Annotated in this window: 13 protein-coding genes; 8 read left to right on the top strand and 5 right to left on the bottom strand. The window is 64.9% G+C overall.

The window, feature by feature from the left end; translation table 11 throughout:
* Window positions 1-257 precede the first annotated feature (257 nt).
* The 6 genes from AT700_RS01600 to aphB all read left to right on the top strand — a co-directional run bounded on the left by AT700_RS01600 (window position 258) and on the right by aphB (window position 6,974).
* Window positions 258-1,307 (top strand): ABC transporter ATP-binding protein, encoded by a 1,050-nt coding sequence (locus tag AT700_RS01600; protein WP_003112954.1) that lies wholly within the window; start codon window positions 258-260, stop codon window positions 1,305-1,307.
* On the top strand, window positions 1,304-2,233 hold the full coding sequence (locus AT700_RS01595; protein WP_019371360.1) for an ABC transporter permease: 930 nt from the start codon (window positions 1,304-1,306) through the stop codon (window positions 2,231-2,233). The genes AT700_RS01600 and AT700_RS01595 overlap by 4 nt, the downstream gene beginning before the upstream one ends.
* A complete protein-coding gene (locus AT700_RS01590; protein ID WP_003112952.1) occupies window positions 2,230-3,018 on the top strand; it encodes an ABC transporter permease in 789 nt (262 codons plus the stop codon). The genes AT700_RS01595 and AT700_RS01590 overlap by 4 nt, the downstream gene beginning before the upstream one ends.
* A 47-nt stretch (window positions 3,019-3,065) precedes the next feature.
* Entirely contained in the window at window positions 3,066-4,109 is a 1,044-nt protein-coding gene (locus tag AT700_RS01585; RefSeq protein WP_003084365.1) for an extracellular solute-binding protein, read from the top strand.
* A gap of 420 nt (window positions 4,110-4,529) precedes the next feature.
* On the top strand, window positions 4,530-5,924 hold the full coding sequence (locus tag AT700_RS01580) for an APC family permease (protein WP_019371359.1): 1,395 nt from the start codon (window positions 4,530-4,532) through the stop codon (window positions 5,922-5,924).
* Window positions 5,925-5,939: 15 nt separating this feature from the next.
* Window positions 5,940-6,974 carry an acetylpolyamine amidohydrolase AphB gene (gene aphB, locus AT700_RS01575; protein WP_003110574.1) on the top strand — a complete coding sequence of 345 codons (1,035 nt, stop codon included), beginning with the start codon at window positions 5,940-5,942 and terminating at the stop codon, window positions 6,972-6,974.
* 80 nt (window positions 6,975-7,054) lie between these two features.
* On the opposite strand, the gene AT700_RS01570 is transcribed toward aphB, so the two are convergent.
* From AT700_RS01570 to AT700_RS01555, 4 genes are all read right to left on the bottom strand, one after another.
* On the bottom strand, window positions 7,055-7,405 hold the full coding sequence (locus AT700_RS01570) for a NirD/YgiW/YdeI family stress tolerance protein (protein ID WP_003084357.1): 351 nt from the start codon (window positions 7,403-7,405) through the stop codon (window positions 7,055-7,057).
* An 83-nt stretch (window positions 7,406-7,488) separates the two neighbouring features.
* The gene (locus AT700_RS01565; protein WP_003121726.1) at window positions 7,489-8,478 is read right to left on the bottom strand and encodes an SdiA-regulated domain-containing protein; all 990 of its coding nucleotides are present in this window, start codon (window positions 8,476-8,478) and stop codon (window positions 7,489-7,491) included.
* A gap of 98 nt (window positions 8,479-8,576) precedes the next feature.
* Entirely contained in the window at window positions 8,577-9,242 is a 666-nt protein-coding gene (locus tag AT700_RS01560; protein WP_003110705.1) for a fumarylacetoacetate hydrolase family protein, read from the bottom strand.
* A gap of 91 nt (window positions 9,243-9,333) precedes the next feature.
* Window positions 9,334-10,728: an FAD-binding oxidoreductase gene (locus AT700_RS01555; RefSeq protein ID WP_048520708.1), complete on the bottom strand. Its 1,395-nt coding sequence runs from the start codon at window positions 10,726-10,728 to the stop codon at window positions 9,334-9,336.
* A gap of 203 nt (window positions 10,729-10,931) precedes the next feature.
* On the opposite strand from AT700_RS01555, the gene serA reads away from it, so the two are divergent.
* Window positions 10,932-12,161: a phosphoglycerate dehydrogenase gene (gene serA, locus AT700_RS01550; protein WP_003112947.1), complete on the top strand. Its 1,230-nt coding sequence runs from the start codon at window positions 10,932-10,934 to the stop codon at window positions 12,159-12,161.
* 57 nt (window positions 12,162-12,218) lie between these two features.
* Here serA and AT700_RS01545 read toward each other — a convergent pair whose 3' ends face one another.
* Entirely contained in the window at window positions 12,219-12,656 is a 438-nt protein-coding gene (locus AT700_RS01545; RefSeq protein WP_003084345.1) for a DUF4399 domain-containing protein, read from the bottom strand.
* A gap of 292 nt (window positions 12,657-12,948) precedes the next feature.
* Here AT700_RS01545 and AT700_RS01540 point away from each other — a divergent pair, with 292 nt between their 5' ends.
* On the top strand, window positions 12,949-13,719 hold the full coding sequence (locus AT700_RS01540; protein WP_003112946.1) for a cystine ABC transporter substrate-binding protein: 771 nt from the start codon (window positions 12,949-12,951) through the stop codon (window positions 13,717-13,719).
* Window positions 13,720-13,749: the final 30 nt, after the last annotated feature.

Genomic DNA, 13,749 nt, shown 5'->3' with positions numbered 1-13,749 from the left:
CTGAAGCCAAGCTTAAAGTCAGCCAGCCGCCCGGGCGACTCAGACAGGTCCGAGTTTCCTGTCCGAAAGAGACGACAAGAGAGCATCCGCAGTCTTCTTCCAGCGCCACCAGATTGGCCTGTTCGATCCCTTATTGGCCGCATCTATCGTTCTGCGCCCGCGGCGCCCCGGTCATTATCGAACCGCAGCAGGTGAAGCGGGCCCCAGAAACCGCAAAACCTCAACAATAACAACTGCTTGACTGCATGGAATTCAGCATGACCAGCGCGATAGCCATCGAGCGGATCTGCATGGAATTCGGTACCCCCGGCCAAGGCCTGAAGGCCCTTGACGATGTGTCCCTGGATATCCACGCCAACGAATTCTTCACCCTCCTCGGCCCTTCCGGCTGCGGCAAGACCACCCTCCTCCGCCTCATCGCCGGCTTCGAACAGCCCAGTTCCGGCAGCATCCGCCTCTATGGCGAACACATGGAAGGCCTGCCGCCGTTCCGCCGCCCGGTCAACACGGTGTTCCAGAGTTATGCGCTGTTCCCGCACATGAGCGTCGCCGACAACATCGGCTTCGGCCTGGAGATGCAGGGCCGCCCGCGCAGCGAGATCGACGCCACCGTGAGCCGCATGCTCGACCTGGTGAAGCTGCCGGAGGTCGGCAAGCGCCGCGCCGACCAGTTGTCCGGTGGCCAGCAGCAACGCATCGCCCTGGCCCGCGCGCTGGCCAGCCGGCCCAAGGTGCTGCTGCTCGACGAGTCGCTGTCGGCGCTGGACCTGAAGCTGCGCAAGGAAATGCAGATCGAGCTGAAGCGCCTGCAGCACGAGACCGGGATCACCTTCATCTTCGTCACCCACGACCAGGAGGAAGCGCTGACCATGTCCGACCGCATCGCGGTGATGAGCAAGGGCAAGGTGTTGCAGGTCGGCACGCCCAGCGACATCTACGAGGCGCCGCTGAACCGGGCGGTCGCCGACTTCATCGGCGAAACCAACTTCCTCGAGGGCCAGGCCGACGCCGACGGCGTGCGCCTGGCGGACGGCCAGCGGCTGGCCGCGACGACCCCGGGCAGCGGCGCTGTGACCCTGGCGATCCGCCCGGAGCGCACCGAACTGGCCGCCGACGGCCAGTTGGAAGGCGTGCTGGAAAACATCGTCTATGTCGGCACCGATACCGTCTACCACCTGAACGTGGCCGGACAGCCGGGCTTCCGCGTGCGCCAGCAGAACCGCGACGGCGCACGCTGCCCGCACAGTCCGGGGGCGAAGGTGCGGGTGCGGATTCCCGCCGCCGCCATCCGGGTGCTCGCCGAATGAGCACCGCCGGCCGACCTACCGCGCAACAGTCGGCCGAACGCCGGCAGCTGCGTCGGCGCCTGCTGCTGAGCAGCCCGGCGATGCTGATGCTGGTGCTGTTCCTGGTGATCCCGCTGGGCATCATGTTCGCCGTGTCGATCCAGCAATCCGGCGACTACGGCGGAGTGAAATGGGGCCAGCACAGCCTGGAGGCCTACCTCAATTTCCTCTGGGAACGCGACCTGGACGACAGCCTGGTGTTCAACGCCGACTACCTGGGCATCTTCCAGCGCTCGTTCTGGCTGTCGCTGCTGACCACCCTCGGCTGCCTGGCGCTCGGCTTCCCCACCGCGCTGTACCTGGCGTTGCAGCCGGAACGCCGGCGCAACCTGCTGCTGTTCCTGGTCACCGTGCCGTTCTGGACCAACCTGCTGGTGCGGGTCTACGCCTGGATCCTGCTGCTGCGCAACGGCGGGCTGGTGGACGCCGGCCTGCAAGGCATCGGCCTGACCGACACCGGGATGGGGCTGCTCTATACCGACAACGCGGTGATCATCGGCCTCCTTTATACCTACCTGCCGTTCATGGTGCTGCCGATCTACAGCAGCCTGGAAAAGATGGACTGGCGCCTGGTGGAGGCGGCATTCGACCTCGGCGCCAACCGCTGGAAAGCGCTGCGCCGGGTGATCGTGCCGCTGGCGATGCCGGGGATAGTCGCCGGCTGCATCCTGGTATTCATCCCGGCCCTGGGCAGCTACATCATTCCGGAATTGCTCGGCGGCGGTAAGGCGCTGATGATCGGCAACCTGATCCAGCTGCAATTCGGTACCGCGCACAACTGGCCGTTCGGCGCCGCCCTTTCGTTCGCCCTGCTGGCCTTCGTCCTGCTGGCGATGCTGATCTACAACCTGCGCTTCCGGGCCAACGCCGGCGGAGGCCAGCCATGAACGGCCGCAATCCACTCTGGACCTTCAGCGGCGTGCGCCAGGCCGCCTGGCTGTTCTTCGCCTTCCTCTACATCCCGATCCTGGTGCTGGTAGTGCTCAGCTTCAACAGCGGCCAGTCGGCGACGCTCTGGGAGAGCTTCAGCCTGAAATGGTATGCGGTGGTGGCCAACGATCCGGAAATCCTCCGCGCGGCGAAGAACTCGCTGCTCGTCGCCACCCTCGCCACCCTGGCCTCGACCGTCCTGGCCACCCTCGCCGCGCTGGGCATGCGCGGTCGCGCCTTCCGCGGGCAGACCCTGATGAACGGCGTTCTCGGCCTGCCGCTGCTGGTGCCGGAGATCGTCACTGCGGTGGCGACCCTGATGTTCTTCTCCTTCATCGGCCTGAAGCTGTCGTTGTTCACCATCCTCATCGCCCACATCGTGTTCTGCATCCCCTTCGCCTACCTGCCGATCCGCGCCCGCCTGGAGGGCCTGGACCCGCGCCTGGCGGAGGCCGCCGCCGACCTCTACGCCTCGCCGTGGAAGGCCTTCTGGAAAATCACCCTGCCGCTGCTGATGCCCGGCGTGCTGTCCGGGGCGATGCTCGCGTTCATCATCTCGATGGACGATTTCGTCATCACCTATTTCGTCGCCGGCGCCGGCGCAACCACCCTGCCGGTGTACATCTTCAGTTCCATTCGCATGGGCATATCCCCGAAGATCAATGCGATTTCCTCGATCATCCTCATGATTTCCATCGCCTTCGTCGCCCTGTCGTACTACCTCGGCCAACGCCGCCGCTGAGAACCTGCCTCCACGAAGAAAAAACAGAAGATCGCCAGGAGTCCATCATGACCTACCGCACACCGCTCACCCTGCTCTTCGCCGCCGGTCTAGCCCTGGGCGGCCAGGCTCGCGCCGAAGGCACCCTGCACTTCGCCAACTGGTCGGACTACTACCCGCCGGAGTTGCTGAAGAAGTTCGAGAAGGACACCGGGATCAAGGCCACCCTCGACGCCTACGACAGCAACGAGACGCTGCTGGCCAAGCTCAAGGCCGGTGGCGGCGCCTACGACGTGGTGGTGCCGTCGGACAGTTTCATAGAAATATTCGTCAAGGAGGGGCTGCTGCAAAAGCTCGACAAGAGCCAGTTGCCGAGCCTGGGCAATCTGAAGGAAAACTTCCGGACCCTTGGCTTCGATCCCGGCCACGACTACAGCATTCCCTATCTCTGGGGCACCACCGGCTACAGCTACGATACGGCGAAGGTGCCGGGCGGCAGGCTGGAAGAAAGCTGGAAGCCGTTCTTCGAACCACCAGCCGAGCTGAAAGGCAAGGTGGTGGCTCTGAACTCCATCGAGGAACTGTTCATTCCCGCCACCTACTACCTCGGCATCGACGAATGCACCGAGGACGCCAGGGAAGCGCAGAAGGTCCTCGACCTGCTGCTCAGGCAAAAGCCGGCGCTGGCCATGTACAACAGCGACGGCACCATCGAGCGCATGGCCGCCGGCGAGGTCGCCATGCACCAGCAGTGGAACGGCGCCTTCCACCGCGCCCACGCCCAACGCGCCAGCCTCGAATACGTCTATCCGAAGGAAGGCATCCGGCTGTTCATCGACAACTTCGCGATTCCGCGCGACGCCAGCAACGTCAAGGAAGCCCACGTCTTCATCGACTGGATGATGCGCCCGGAGAACATCGCCGCCGCCTCCAACTTCGCCAAGTACAACAACGCCATCGTCGGCTCGGAGAAATTCATGGAGAAAGCACTGTTCGACGACCCGGCGATCAACACCCCGCAGGACAAGCTCGACCGCCTGAAGCCGTTCAAGCTCTGCTCGCCGAAAGCCCTGGCGTTGCGCAGCAAGGTCTGGACCAAGCTTAAGAAATGATCGACGCGGCGCTGGCGGCCAGCTCGCGCCAGCGCTGGCCGGCCAGCCAGCTTGGCCATTTCGATCCCTTTTTGACCGTCTACAGGGTTCTCCCCGGCGAAACCGGATTGCTAGAGTCGAACCGCGCCCTCCTCGAGGGGTCGCCCGGAGCCGCGGAAACGGCGCCGGCAGAGCCCAAGGGAACCTCGCGACCGCGAGCTAGAAATCCAACAAGAACGCTTCCTGAGAACGCCATGAACACTATCGACGCCCCAACGCCCGTGCCCGCACACGCCGCGCGCCCTCTCGTCACTGCCATTTCCACCGACCCGGCGGAAACCCCAGCGGTTTTCCACTAGCCCGTCCATTCACCCGGCGCAGGAAAGGTCCGCCCAAGCGGCCGCCTGCGGGATCGATACGGCATTTCGCGAGGAGCGGAACATGGCCAGCGAACGCAACAACGGCATCCTCATCGGCGGCAAGCGCCCCGAGTACGTCCACAGCGCCCAGGGCACCGGCCTGCGGCGCATCCTCGGGCTTCCCGCCCTGGTCTTCTTCGGGCTGGTCTACATGGTTCCGCTGACCATGTTCACCACCTACGGGGTAGTCACCGAGATCACCGGCGGTCGTACCGCCAGCGCCTACCTGATCACCCTGGCGGCGATGCTCTTCACCGCCTTTTCCTACAGCTTCATGGTGAAGAAATATCCCATCGCCGGCTCGGCCTATTCCTATACCAGCCTCAGCTTCGGCCCCTGCGTCGGCTTCCTCGCCGGCTGGTCGCTGCTGCTCGACTACCTGTTCCTGCCGATGATCAACTACCTGCTCATCGGCCTGTTCCTCAACATCGCCTTCCCGATGGTGCCGGCCTGGGTCTTCGTGCTCGCGGCGATCTGCCTGGTCACCGTGCTCAACGCGATCGGCATCAGCTCGGTGGCCGGCATGAGCAACGTGATCGTCGGCGCCCAGTTCGTCTTCGCCGTGGTGTTCGTCGCCATGGCGGTCAAGCACCTGGCCGGCATCCCCTCGCTGGACCTGAGCCTGCCCTTCGTCGGCGACGGCAGCCAGCCGGGCTTCGCCCCGTTGATGGCCGGCGCGGCGGTGCTGTGCCTGTCGTTCCTCGGCTTCGACGCGGTCTCGACCCTGGCCGAGGAAACCCGCGACCCGCAACGCGACATCCCGCGCGCCATCGTCATCACCACGGTCGGCGCCGGCCTGCTGTTCACCGTGCTGGCGGTCTTCAGCCAACTGGTGTTCCCCGGCAGCGTATTCCAGGACGCCGAGTCGGCGGCCAACGAAGTGATGCTGGCGGCCGGCGGCAAGTTCCTCGCCAGCTTCTTCACCGCCGCCTACGTCGCCGGCGCCGCCGGCTCGGCGCTGGCCTCGCAGGCCTCGGTGTCGCGCATCCTCTACAGCATGGGCCGCGACGGCATCCTGCCGCGGCGCGTGTTCGGCAGCCTCTCGGAGCGCTTCAAGACGCCAGTGATCGCGATCCTGGTGGTCTCGGTGATTTCCCTGCTGGCGGTGGTCATCGACCTCACCACCCTGGCCTCGATGATCAGCTTCGGCGCGCTGGTGGCGTTCTCCGCGGTGAACCTGGCGGTGATCCGCAGCTACCTGCTGCTCGACGGCCGCCGCGCCCCGCGCGACCTGCTGCGCTACGGGCTGGTGCCGGCCATCGGCCTGGGCCTGACCCTGTGGCTGTGGACCAGCCTCTCGGCGCTGACCCTGGTGATCGGCCTGACCTGGTTCGCCGCCGGCCTCGCCTACCTGGCGTTGCATACCGGCGGTTTCCGCCGCAAGGCGCCGACCGTGACCTTCTCCGAACAGAACTGAGCCCGGGAGCCCGACATGCTGACCATCTACAGCGACGACCATCGCCTGCACCACGGCCGGCACGAACTGATCGGCGGCCAGTTCACCCCCTGCTTCGAAAAACCCAGCCGCGCCGATATGGTCCTCGACCGCGTGAAGGCCGTCGGCCTCGGCGAAGTCCGCGCACCGCGCGACTTCGGCCTGGAACCGATCCGCCGGGTGCACAGCGAGGGTTTCGTGCGTTTCCTGCAGAACGCCTGGCAGGACTGGCTGGCCACCGGCCGCAGCCACGACATGCTGCCGATCGCCTGGCCGACCCGGCGCCTGCGGCAGACGGAGCCGGACAACATCGACGGTCGCCTCGGCTACTACTCCTTCGACGCCGGCGCGCCGATCACCGCCGGGACCTGGCAGGCGATCACCAGTTCGGCCAACGTCGCCCTCAGCGGCCAGTCCGAACTCGCCAACGGCGCGCGCTCGGTATTTTCGCTCTGTCGCCCGCCGGGCCACCACGCCGCGGCCGACTACATGGGCGGCTATTGCTTCTTCAACAATGCCGCCATCGCCGCCCAGGCCTTCCTCGACCGGGGCGCCGGGCGGGTGGCGATCCTCGACGTCGACTACCACCATGGCAACGGCACCCAGGACATCTTCTACGACCGCGCCGATGTGCTGTTCACCTCGATCCACGGCGATCCGCGCTTCGAATACCCCTATTTCCTCGGCTACGCCGACGAGAAGGGCAACGGCGTCGGCACCGGCTACAACTTCAACTACCCACTGGCGGCCGGCAGCGACTGGGCGACCTGGAGCCAGGCGCTGCAGGCGGCGATCCGGCAGATCCAGGCCTATGCGGCGGACGTCCTGATCGTTTCCCTGGGGGTGGATACCTTCAAGGAGGACCCGATTTCCCAGTTCCGCCTGGACAGCCCCGACTACCTGCGCATGGGCGAAGCCATCGGCAAGCTCGGCCTGGCCACGCTGTTCGTGATGGAGGGAGGCTACGCGGTGGAGGAAATCGGGATCAACGCGGTGAACGTGCTACAGGGTTTCGAAGGGGTTCACCGGTAAGCCCGCCCGCAACTTCGCCCGGTCGGAACGCGAAACGGCCCGCCTCTCTTCCGGGAGGCGGGCCGTTTCGATTCAGGGCCTTACTTGATCACTTCGACGAACTCGACGTCGATCTCGCGGCCGACCAGGTCGCGGTCGACTTCGCCGGTCAGCTTGACCCGGGTCTTGTCGTTGATTTCCATCGGCGGGAAGTCTTCGTCGTCGATCTCGACCTTCATGCTGCCGGTGGCATCGCGGAACTCGTAGATGTCGCCCTTGATGCGCTTGACGATGGTGCCCTGGAGGACCACCGGGGTGTCGTCGGCGGCTTCCAGCGCGGCCTTCACCGTGGTGGTGGTCGGGGTAGCGCCCGGGCCGGTATAGCCGGCGGCCAGGGTGACGGTGGAGAACAGGCCGATGGCAGCGATGAGGGGCAGGTGACGAAGTTTCATGGGTAACGCCTCGTAGTTGGTTTCGATGGGTCCAGGCTACGAAGCCTTGCTGAAACCAGGCTTAATCGGCGCTTAAGCGAAGCTTAATCGGCGTCGCTGGTGGCCAGGCGCTCGCCGCTCTTCTTGCGGAACACGTAGAACAGGTTCGGCTCGCTGACCATGTAGATGGTGCCCTCGTCGTCGATGGCCACCCCTTCGGCGCGCGGGATCTTGCTGTCCAGGCCGTTGAAGCCGCCGAGCAGGCTGATGAAGCTGACCGGCTCGCCCTTCTCGTCCAGCTCCAGCAGCAGATGCGATTCGGCCGACAGCACCAGGGTATGGCCGGTACGCGGGTCGACGCTGAGGGCCGAGACGTTGCGCATGTACAGGTCGTCGCTCGGTAGCGCGGTCATCGCCCCGCTCAGGCTCGGCCCGCCGTCGCTCTTCCAGCTGAACAGGGTCATCGGATCGCGCTCCTTGCTCAGCAACAGACGCTGCTGGCGCGGATCCCAGGCGATGCCCTCGAAGCCCTTGTTCTTCTTGCCGATATTGCCCAGCGGGAATTCGGCCAGGCTCTTGGTGCTCAGCTCGGCGGTCTGCGGGTCGACATGGAAGATGGTCAGGGTATTGCGGCGCTCGTCGGTCACCGCGACGTTGCCGTTCTCCAGCACCGCCACGCCTTCGGGATTGCTCAGGCCGAGCAGCGGGATGGTGCGCAGCACGTCGCCGGTGAGCGACAGCTCCACCAGCAGCGGCCGCTTGCCGGTAACGGTGAACAGGGTCCTGGTTGCCGGGTTGTAGGCCAGGTCCGAGGTTTCTTCCTCCTCCAGGCCCTGCAACGGCTTGGCGTCGATCACCACCCGATAGCCCGGCAGCCAGATGCTTTCGTCGCGCTGCTGCTGGCTGGCCTGGCTTTCCTTCCACCAAAGGCCGGCGCGATCGTCCCAATGCATGACGATGGTCAGCACCACGCCGACGAGCACGACGAACGCCGGCAGCAGCCAGCGGAAACGGGGAAGCTTGGAGGCAAGGGACATGGGCGAGGCTCGACTGTTTGGCCAGGTGTTTTCTTGGGCGTCGCCATGAAAGGGCATTGCCCCCGGCCTGTCAATCGAAGCGTCGGCCAGCCGACCGACAGTCGTTTCCGCTGCCGGCGCTAGGGAGGCCGGCCGCACCCGGCGGCCGCAGCGGTTCAGAGCACGCGGGTCTCGAAACGGCTGGCGCCCGGCAATTCGAGCAGCAACTCGTCGCCGCTGTTCAGCGGCCCGACCCCGGACGGCGTGCCGGTCAGCACCACATCGCCGGCCTGTAGCGAGAAATGCCCGGCGATGTGCTGGATCAGCGGCACGATCGGATTGAGCATGTCGCGGCTGTTGCCGTCCTGGCGCACCTCGCCGTTGATGGTCAGGCGGATGCCGATGTCGGTCGGGTCGGGAAACTGGTCGGCGTTCACGAACGGCGACAGCACGCCGGCGCCATCGAAGCTCTTTGCCAGCTCCCAGGGCAGGCCCTTTTCCTTCAGTTTCGCCTGGACCTCGCGCAAGGTCAGGTCCAGCGCCGGCGCATAGCCGGAGATCGCGTCGAGGACCTCCTCGCGGTTCGGCTTGCGCGACAGCGGCTTGCCGATCAGCACGGCGATTTCCGCCTCGTAGTGTACCGAGCCGCGCTCCTGCGGCAGGCTCAGCCCGCCGCTCACCGGCACCACGCAGGAGCCGGGCTTGATGAACAGCAGCGGCTCGGTGGGAACCGGGTTGTTCAGTTCCTTGGCGTGTTCGGCGTAGTTGCGCCCGACGCAGACCAGCTTGCCCAGGGGGAAGTGGATCGGGGTGCCGTCGATATATTGATGCTGGTAACTCATTTACCGACTCCTGAACGGGTGGAAAGGCATCCGTGGCGCCCGCCACAGACGAGAAGGGCCGGATGACCGGCCCTCTGCGTTGCGACACCTGCTACTCGGCGAAGATCTTGCCGGGATTCATGATCCCGTTGGGGTCGAACACCGCCCTCAGTGCCTTCATATAGGCAATTTCGGTTTCCGAGCGGGTGTAGGTCAAGTAGTCGCGCTTGGTCATGCCCACGCCATGCTCGGCGGAAATCGAGCCGTTGTACTTCTCGACGGTCTCGAACACCCACTTGTTGACGGTCGCGCACTTGGCGAAGAACTCGTCCTTGCCGAGGTTTTCCGGCTTGAGGATGTTCAGGTGCAGGTTGCCGTCGCCGATGTGGCCGAACCACACCACCTCGAAGTCCGGGTAGTTGGCCTCGACGATGGCGTCGATGTCCTTGAGGAAGGCGGGCACCCGGGAAACCGTGACCGAGATGTCGTTCTTGTACGGCGTCCAGTGGGAGATGGTCTCGGAGATGTACTCGCGCAGCTTCCACAGGTTCTGCAACTGCTGCTCGCTCTGGCTCATCACCCCGTCCAGCACCCAGCCCTGCTCGACGCAGTGCTCGAAGGTGGCCAGCGCCTCGTTGGCGACTTCCTCGGTGGTCGCCTCGAACTCCAGCAGGGCGTAGAACGGGCAGTCGGTTTCGAACGCCCGCGGTACGTCGCCACGGGCCAGGACCTTGGCCAGGGCCTTGTCGGAGAAGAACTCGAAGGCGGTCAGGTCGAGCTTGCTCTGGAAGGCATGCAGCACCGGCATGATCGAGTCGAAGTCGGGCGTGCCGAGGACCATAGCGGTGAGGTTCTTCGGCGTGCGCTCCAGGCGCATGGTCGCCTCGACCACGAAGCCCAGGGTGCCTTCGGCGCCGATGAACAGCTGGCGCATATCGTAGCCGGTGGCGTTCTTGATCAGGTCCTTGTTCAGCTCGAGCAGGTCGCCCTTGCCGGTGACGACCTTCATCCCGGCCACCCAGTTACGGGTCATGCCGTAGCGAATGACCTTGATCCCGCCGGCATTGGTGCCGATATTGCCGCCGATCTGGCTGGAACCGGAAGAAGCGAAGTCAACCGGGTAGTACAGGCCGTTTTCCTCGGCGAAGGTCTGCAGTTGCTTGGTAACCACGCCCGGCTGGCAGACTACGGTGCGGTCGAAGGCATTGAAGTCGAGTATCCGGTTCATGTAGTCGAAGGCCACCACGACTTCGCCGTTGGCCGCCACGGCCGCGGCGGAGAGCCCGGTACGACCGCCCGACGGGACCAGACCGACCTTGTGCTGGTTGGCCCAGCGGACGATCGCCTGGACCTGCTCGACGCTCTTGGGGAACACGATGGCCAGCGGCGCAGGGGCGAAATGCTTGGTCCAGTCCTTGCCGTAGGCGTCCAGGGAGGCGGCGTCGTCGAGCAGCTTGCCAGGCTCGACCAGGGGCTTGAGCGATTCGATCAGGGCTTCGCGGGTCATTCGGGAACTCTCAAATGATTCATGGTCGTCCTGAGAACAACTCAGGTCGCAACCGGGCAAGGAAAAGGGAGAACATGCTAGCATACGCCCCCCGCGCTTAGTGCCTCTGGGCGCCGAGTTGCGGGTGCCGGCCAGCGCCGGCCGGACCCGCTTCGCGCAGTTCGCTTTCCAGCCACTTCCTCCGGGACAACAGGTTTACGCAGATGAGCAAGACCTCTCTCGACAAGAGCAAGATCAAGTTCCTTCTTCTCGAAGGTGTCCACCAGAACGCCGTGGACACGCTGAAGGCCGCCGGCTACACCAACATCGAGTACCTCAAGACCGCGCTTTCCGGCGACGAGCTGAAGGAAAGGATCGCCGATGCGCACTTCATCGGCATTCGCTCCCGCACCCAGCTGACCGAAGAGGTCTTCGACTGCGCGAAGAAACTGATCGCGGTCGGCTGCTTCTGCATCGGCACCAACCAGGTCGACCTCAACGCCGCCCGCGAACGCGGTATCGCCGTGTTCAACGCGCCCTACTCGAACACCCGCTCTGTGGCTGAGCTGGTACTGGCCGAGGCGATCCTGCTGCTGCGCGGCATCCCGGAAAAGAACGCCTCCTGCCATCGCGGCGGCTGGATCAAGAGCGCGGCGAATTCCTTCGAGATCCGTGGCAAGAAGCTCGGCATCGTCGGCTACGGCTCGATCGGCACCCAGCTCTCGGTACTCGCCGAGGCCCTGGGCATGCAGGTGTTCTTCTACGACACCGTGACCAAGCTGCCGCTGGGCAACGCGGTGCAGATCGGCAGCCTGCACGAGCTGCTGGGCATGTCCGACATCGTCTCGCTGCACGTTCCCGAACTGCCCTCCACCCAGTGGATGATCGGCGAGAAGGAAATCCGCGCGATGAAGAAGGGCGGCATCCTGATCAACGCCGCGCGCGGCACAGTGGTCGAGTTGGACCACCTGGCCGCCGCGATCAAGGACGAGCACCTGATCGGCGCCGCCATCGACGTGTTCCCGGTCGAGCCGAAATCCAACGACGAGGAATTCGCCAGCCCGCTGCGTGGCCTGGACCGGGTGATCCTGACCCCGCACATCGGCGGCTCCACCGCCGAGGCACAGGCCAACATCGGCCTGGAAGTGGCGGAGAAGCTGGTCAAGTACAGCGACAACGGCACCTCGGTGTCCTCAGTCAACTTCCCCGAAGTGGCCCTGCCGTCGCACCCGGGCAAGCACCGCCTGCTGCACATCCACGCCAACATCCCCGGCGTGATGAGCGAGATCAACAAGGTCTTCGCCGACAACGGCATCAACGTTTCCGGCCAGTACCTGCAAACCAACGAGAAGGTCGGCTACGTAGTGATCGACGTCGATGCCGAGTACTCGGACCTGGCCCTGGAGAAACTCCAGCAGGTCAACGGTACCATCCGTAGCCGCGTGCTGTTCTAAGGCAGCGTCCGGCGGAAAGGAAAAAGGAGGCCCAGCGGCCTCCTTTTTTCGTTTCCGTCACTTGACGGTAACGGTGATCTTCTCCGACTCCACGGTCGGCTCCAGCGGCACGTGGTTCTTGTCGCCCACCAGCAGTTGCAGGGTGTGCTTGCCCGGCGGCAGGGTGATCTCGGTTTCGGTCTGGCCCTTGCCGAAGTGGCGGATGTTGTCGGTCATCGGCAGCGGCAGGTTCATCGCCGGCTGCTCCTTCAGGTCCACCAACAGGTGATGGTGGCCGGTATCCGGCATGTCGACGCCGGCCGGCGCCACGCCCATGCCTTTCAGGCCGAATTTCACGGTGAAGGTCTTGTCGACGGTTGCACCATCGGCCGGCGTGATGAAATACACTTTCGCCCCTTCGGGCGCCTTCGTCCGGGGCAGGTCGGCAGCCATCAGGCTGGCGGATGCGCCGAACATCAGGGCGGCTAGACCGAGGCAAGGCAATGTCACTCTCATGGGAGTCTCCTGTTTTCACTTCCGTTAGCACCCGGGAAACACCACTGGACGGAATTTCCCCGGCACTCTTCGTGCCTTCCGAATCAGGGAAAGGCATCGCTGGCACAGCGATTTCCACTGCGAAGCCCGTGTTAGAGCGGCGCTCGCGCACATAATCCGGGTCAATGCCCGCAACCCCTGGAAAGACCGCATGCAACCCAGTAGGTTCGCGATTGTCCAGGACGCGGGCCCGGCTAAGCTGAACGAACAGCATAGGCCCGACCGACGTTCATTCCCACCCGAGGAGTACTACATGCGATTTCTGCCCCGCCTGCTGATGCTGGTATCCCTGGCCGCTCCGCTGGCCCATGCCGAGCTGCTCGACGACGTCCACCAGCGCGGCGCCCTGCGCATCGCCCTGGAGGGCACCTATCCGCCGTTCAACTTCAAGCAGGGCGGCAAGCTCACCGGCTTCGAGACCGAACTGGGCGAACTGCTGGCCGCCGAACTGGCGGTCAAGCCGGAATTCGTCACCACCGAATGGAGCGGCATCCTCGCCGGCCTGCAGAGCGGCAAGTACGACATCGCGCTGAACCAGGTCTCGGTGAACGAGCAGCGGCGCAAGGTCTTCGACTTCAGCGAGCCATACACCATCTCCAGCGCCCAGTTGATCGTGCGCGCCGACGAAACCCGCCAGTTCAAGTCGCTGGAAGACCTCAAGGGCCTCAAGCTCGGCGTCGGCCAGGGCACCAACTACGCCGACCTGGCGAAGTCGGTGGCCGGCGTCAACGTGCGCACCTATCCGGGCGCCCCGGAATACCTGCAGGACCTGGCCAGCAAACGCATCGACGCGGCGCTCAACGACCGCCTGCTGATCCCCTTCGCCATCCGCGAGGCCAAGCTGCCGGTCAAGCCCGGCGCGGCGGTGGGACCGGTGGCGAACATGGCGATTCCCTACCGGAAGAACAATCCGAAGTTCGGCGAGGCGCTGAACGCGGCGCTGGAGAAGATCAAGGCCGACGGCCGCTTCGCCAAGCTCTCGGAAAAGTGGTTCGGCCTGGACGTCAGCCAGCCGCCGAAGTGAGTTCCCGCCCGAACGGGGGAAGCGGCCGCG

The sequence above is a fragment of the Pseudomonas aeruginosa genome (genome assembly GCF_001457615.1).
Classification (GTDB): domain Bacteria; phylum Pseudomonadota; class Gammaproteobacteria; order Pseudomonadales; family Pseudomonadaceae; genus Pseudomonas; species Pseudomonas aeruginosa.
This window is presented reverse-complemented; position numbering and strand designations above follow the sequence as displayed.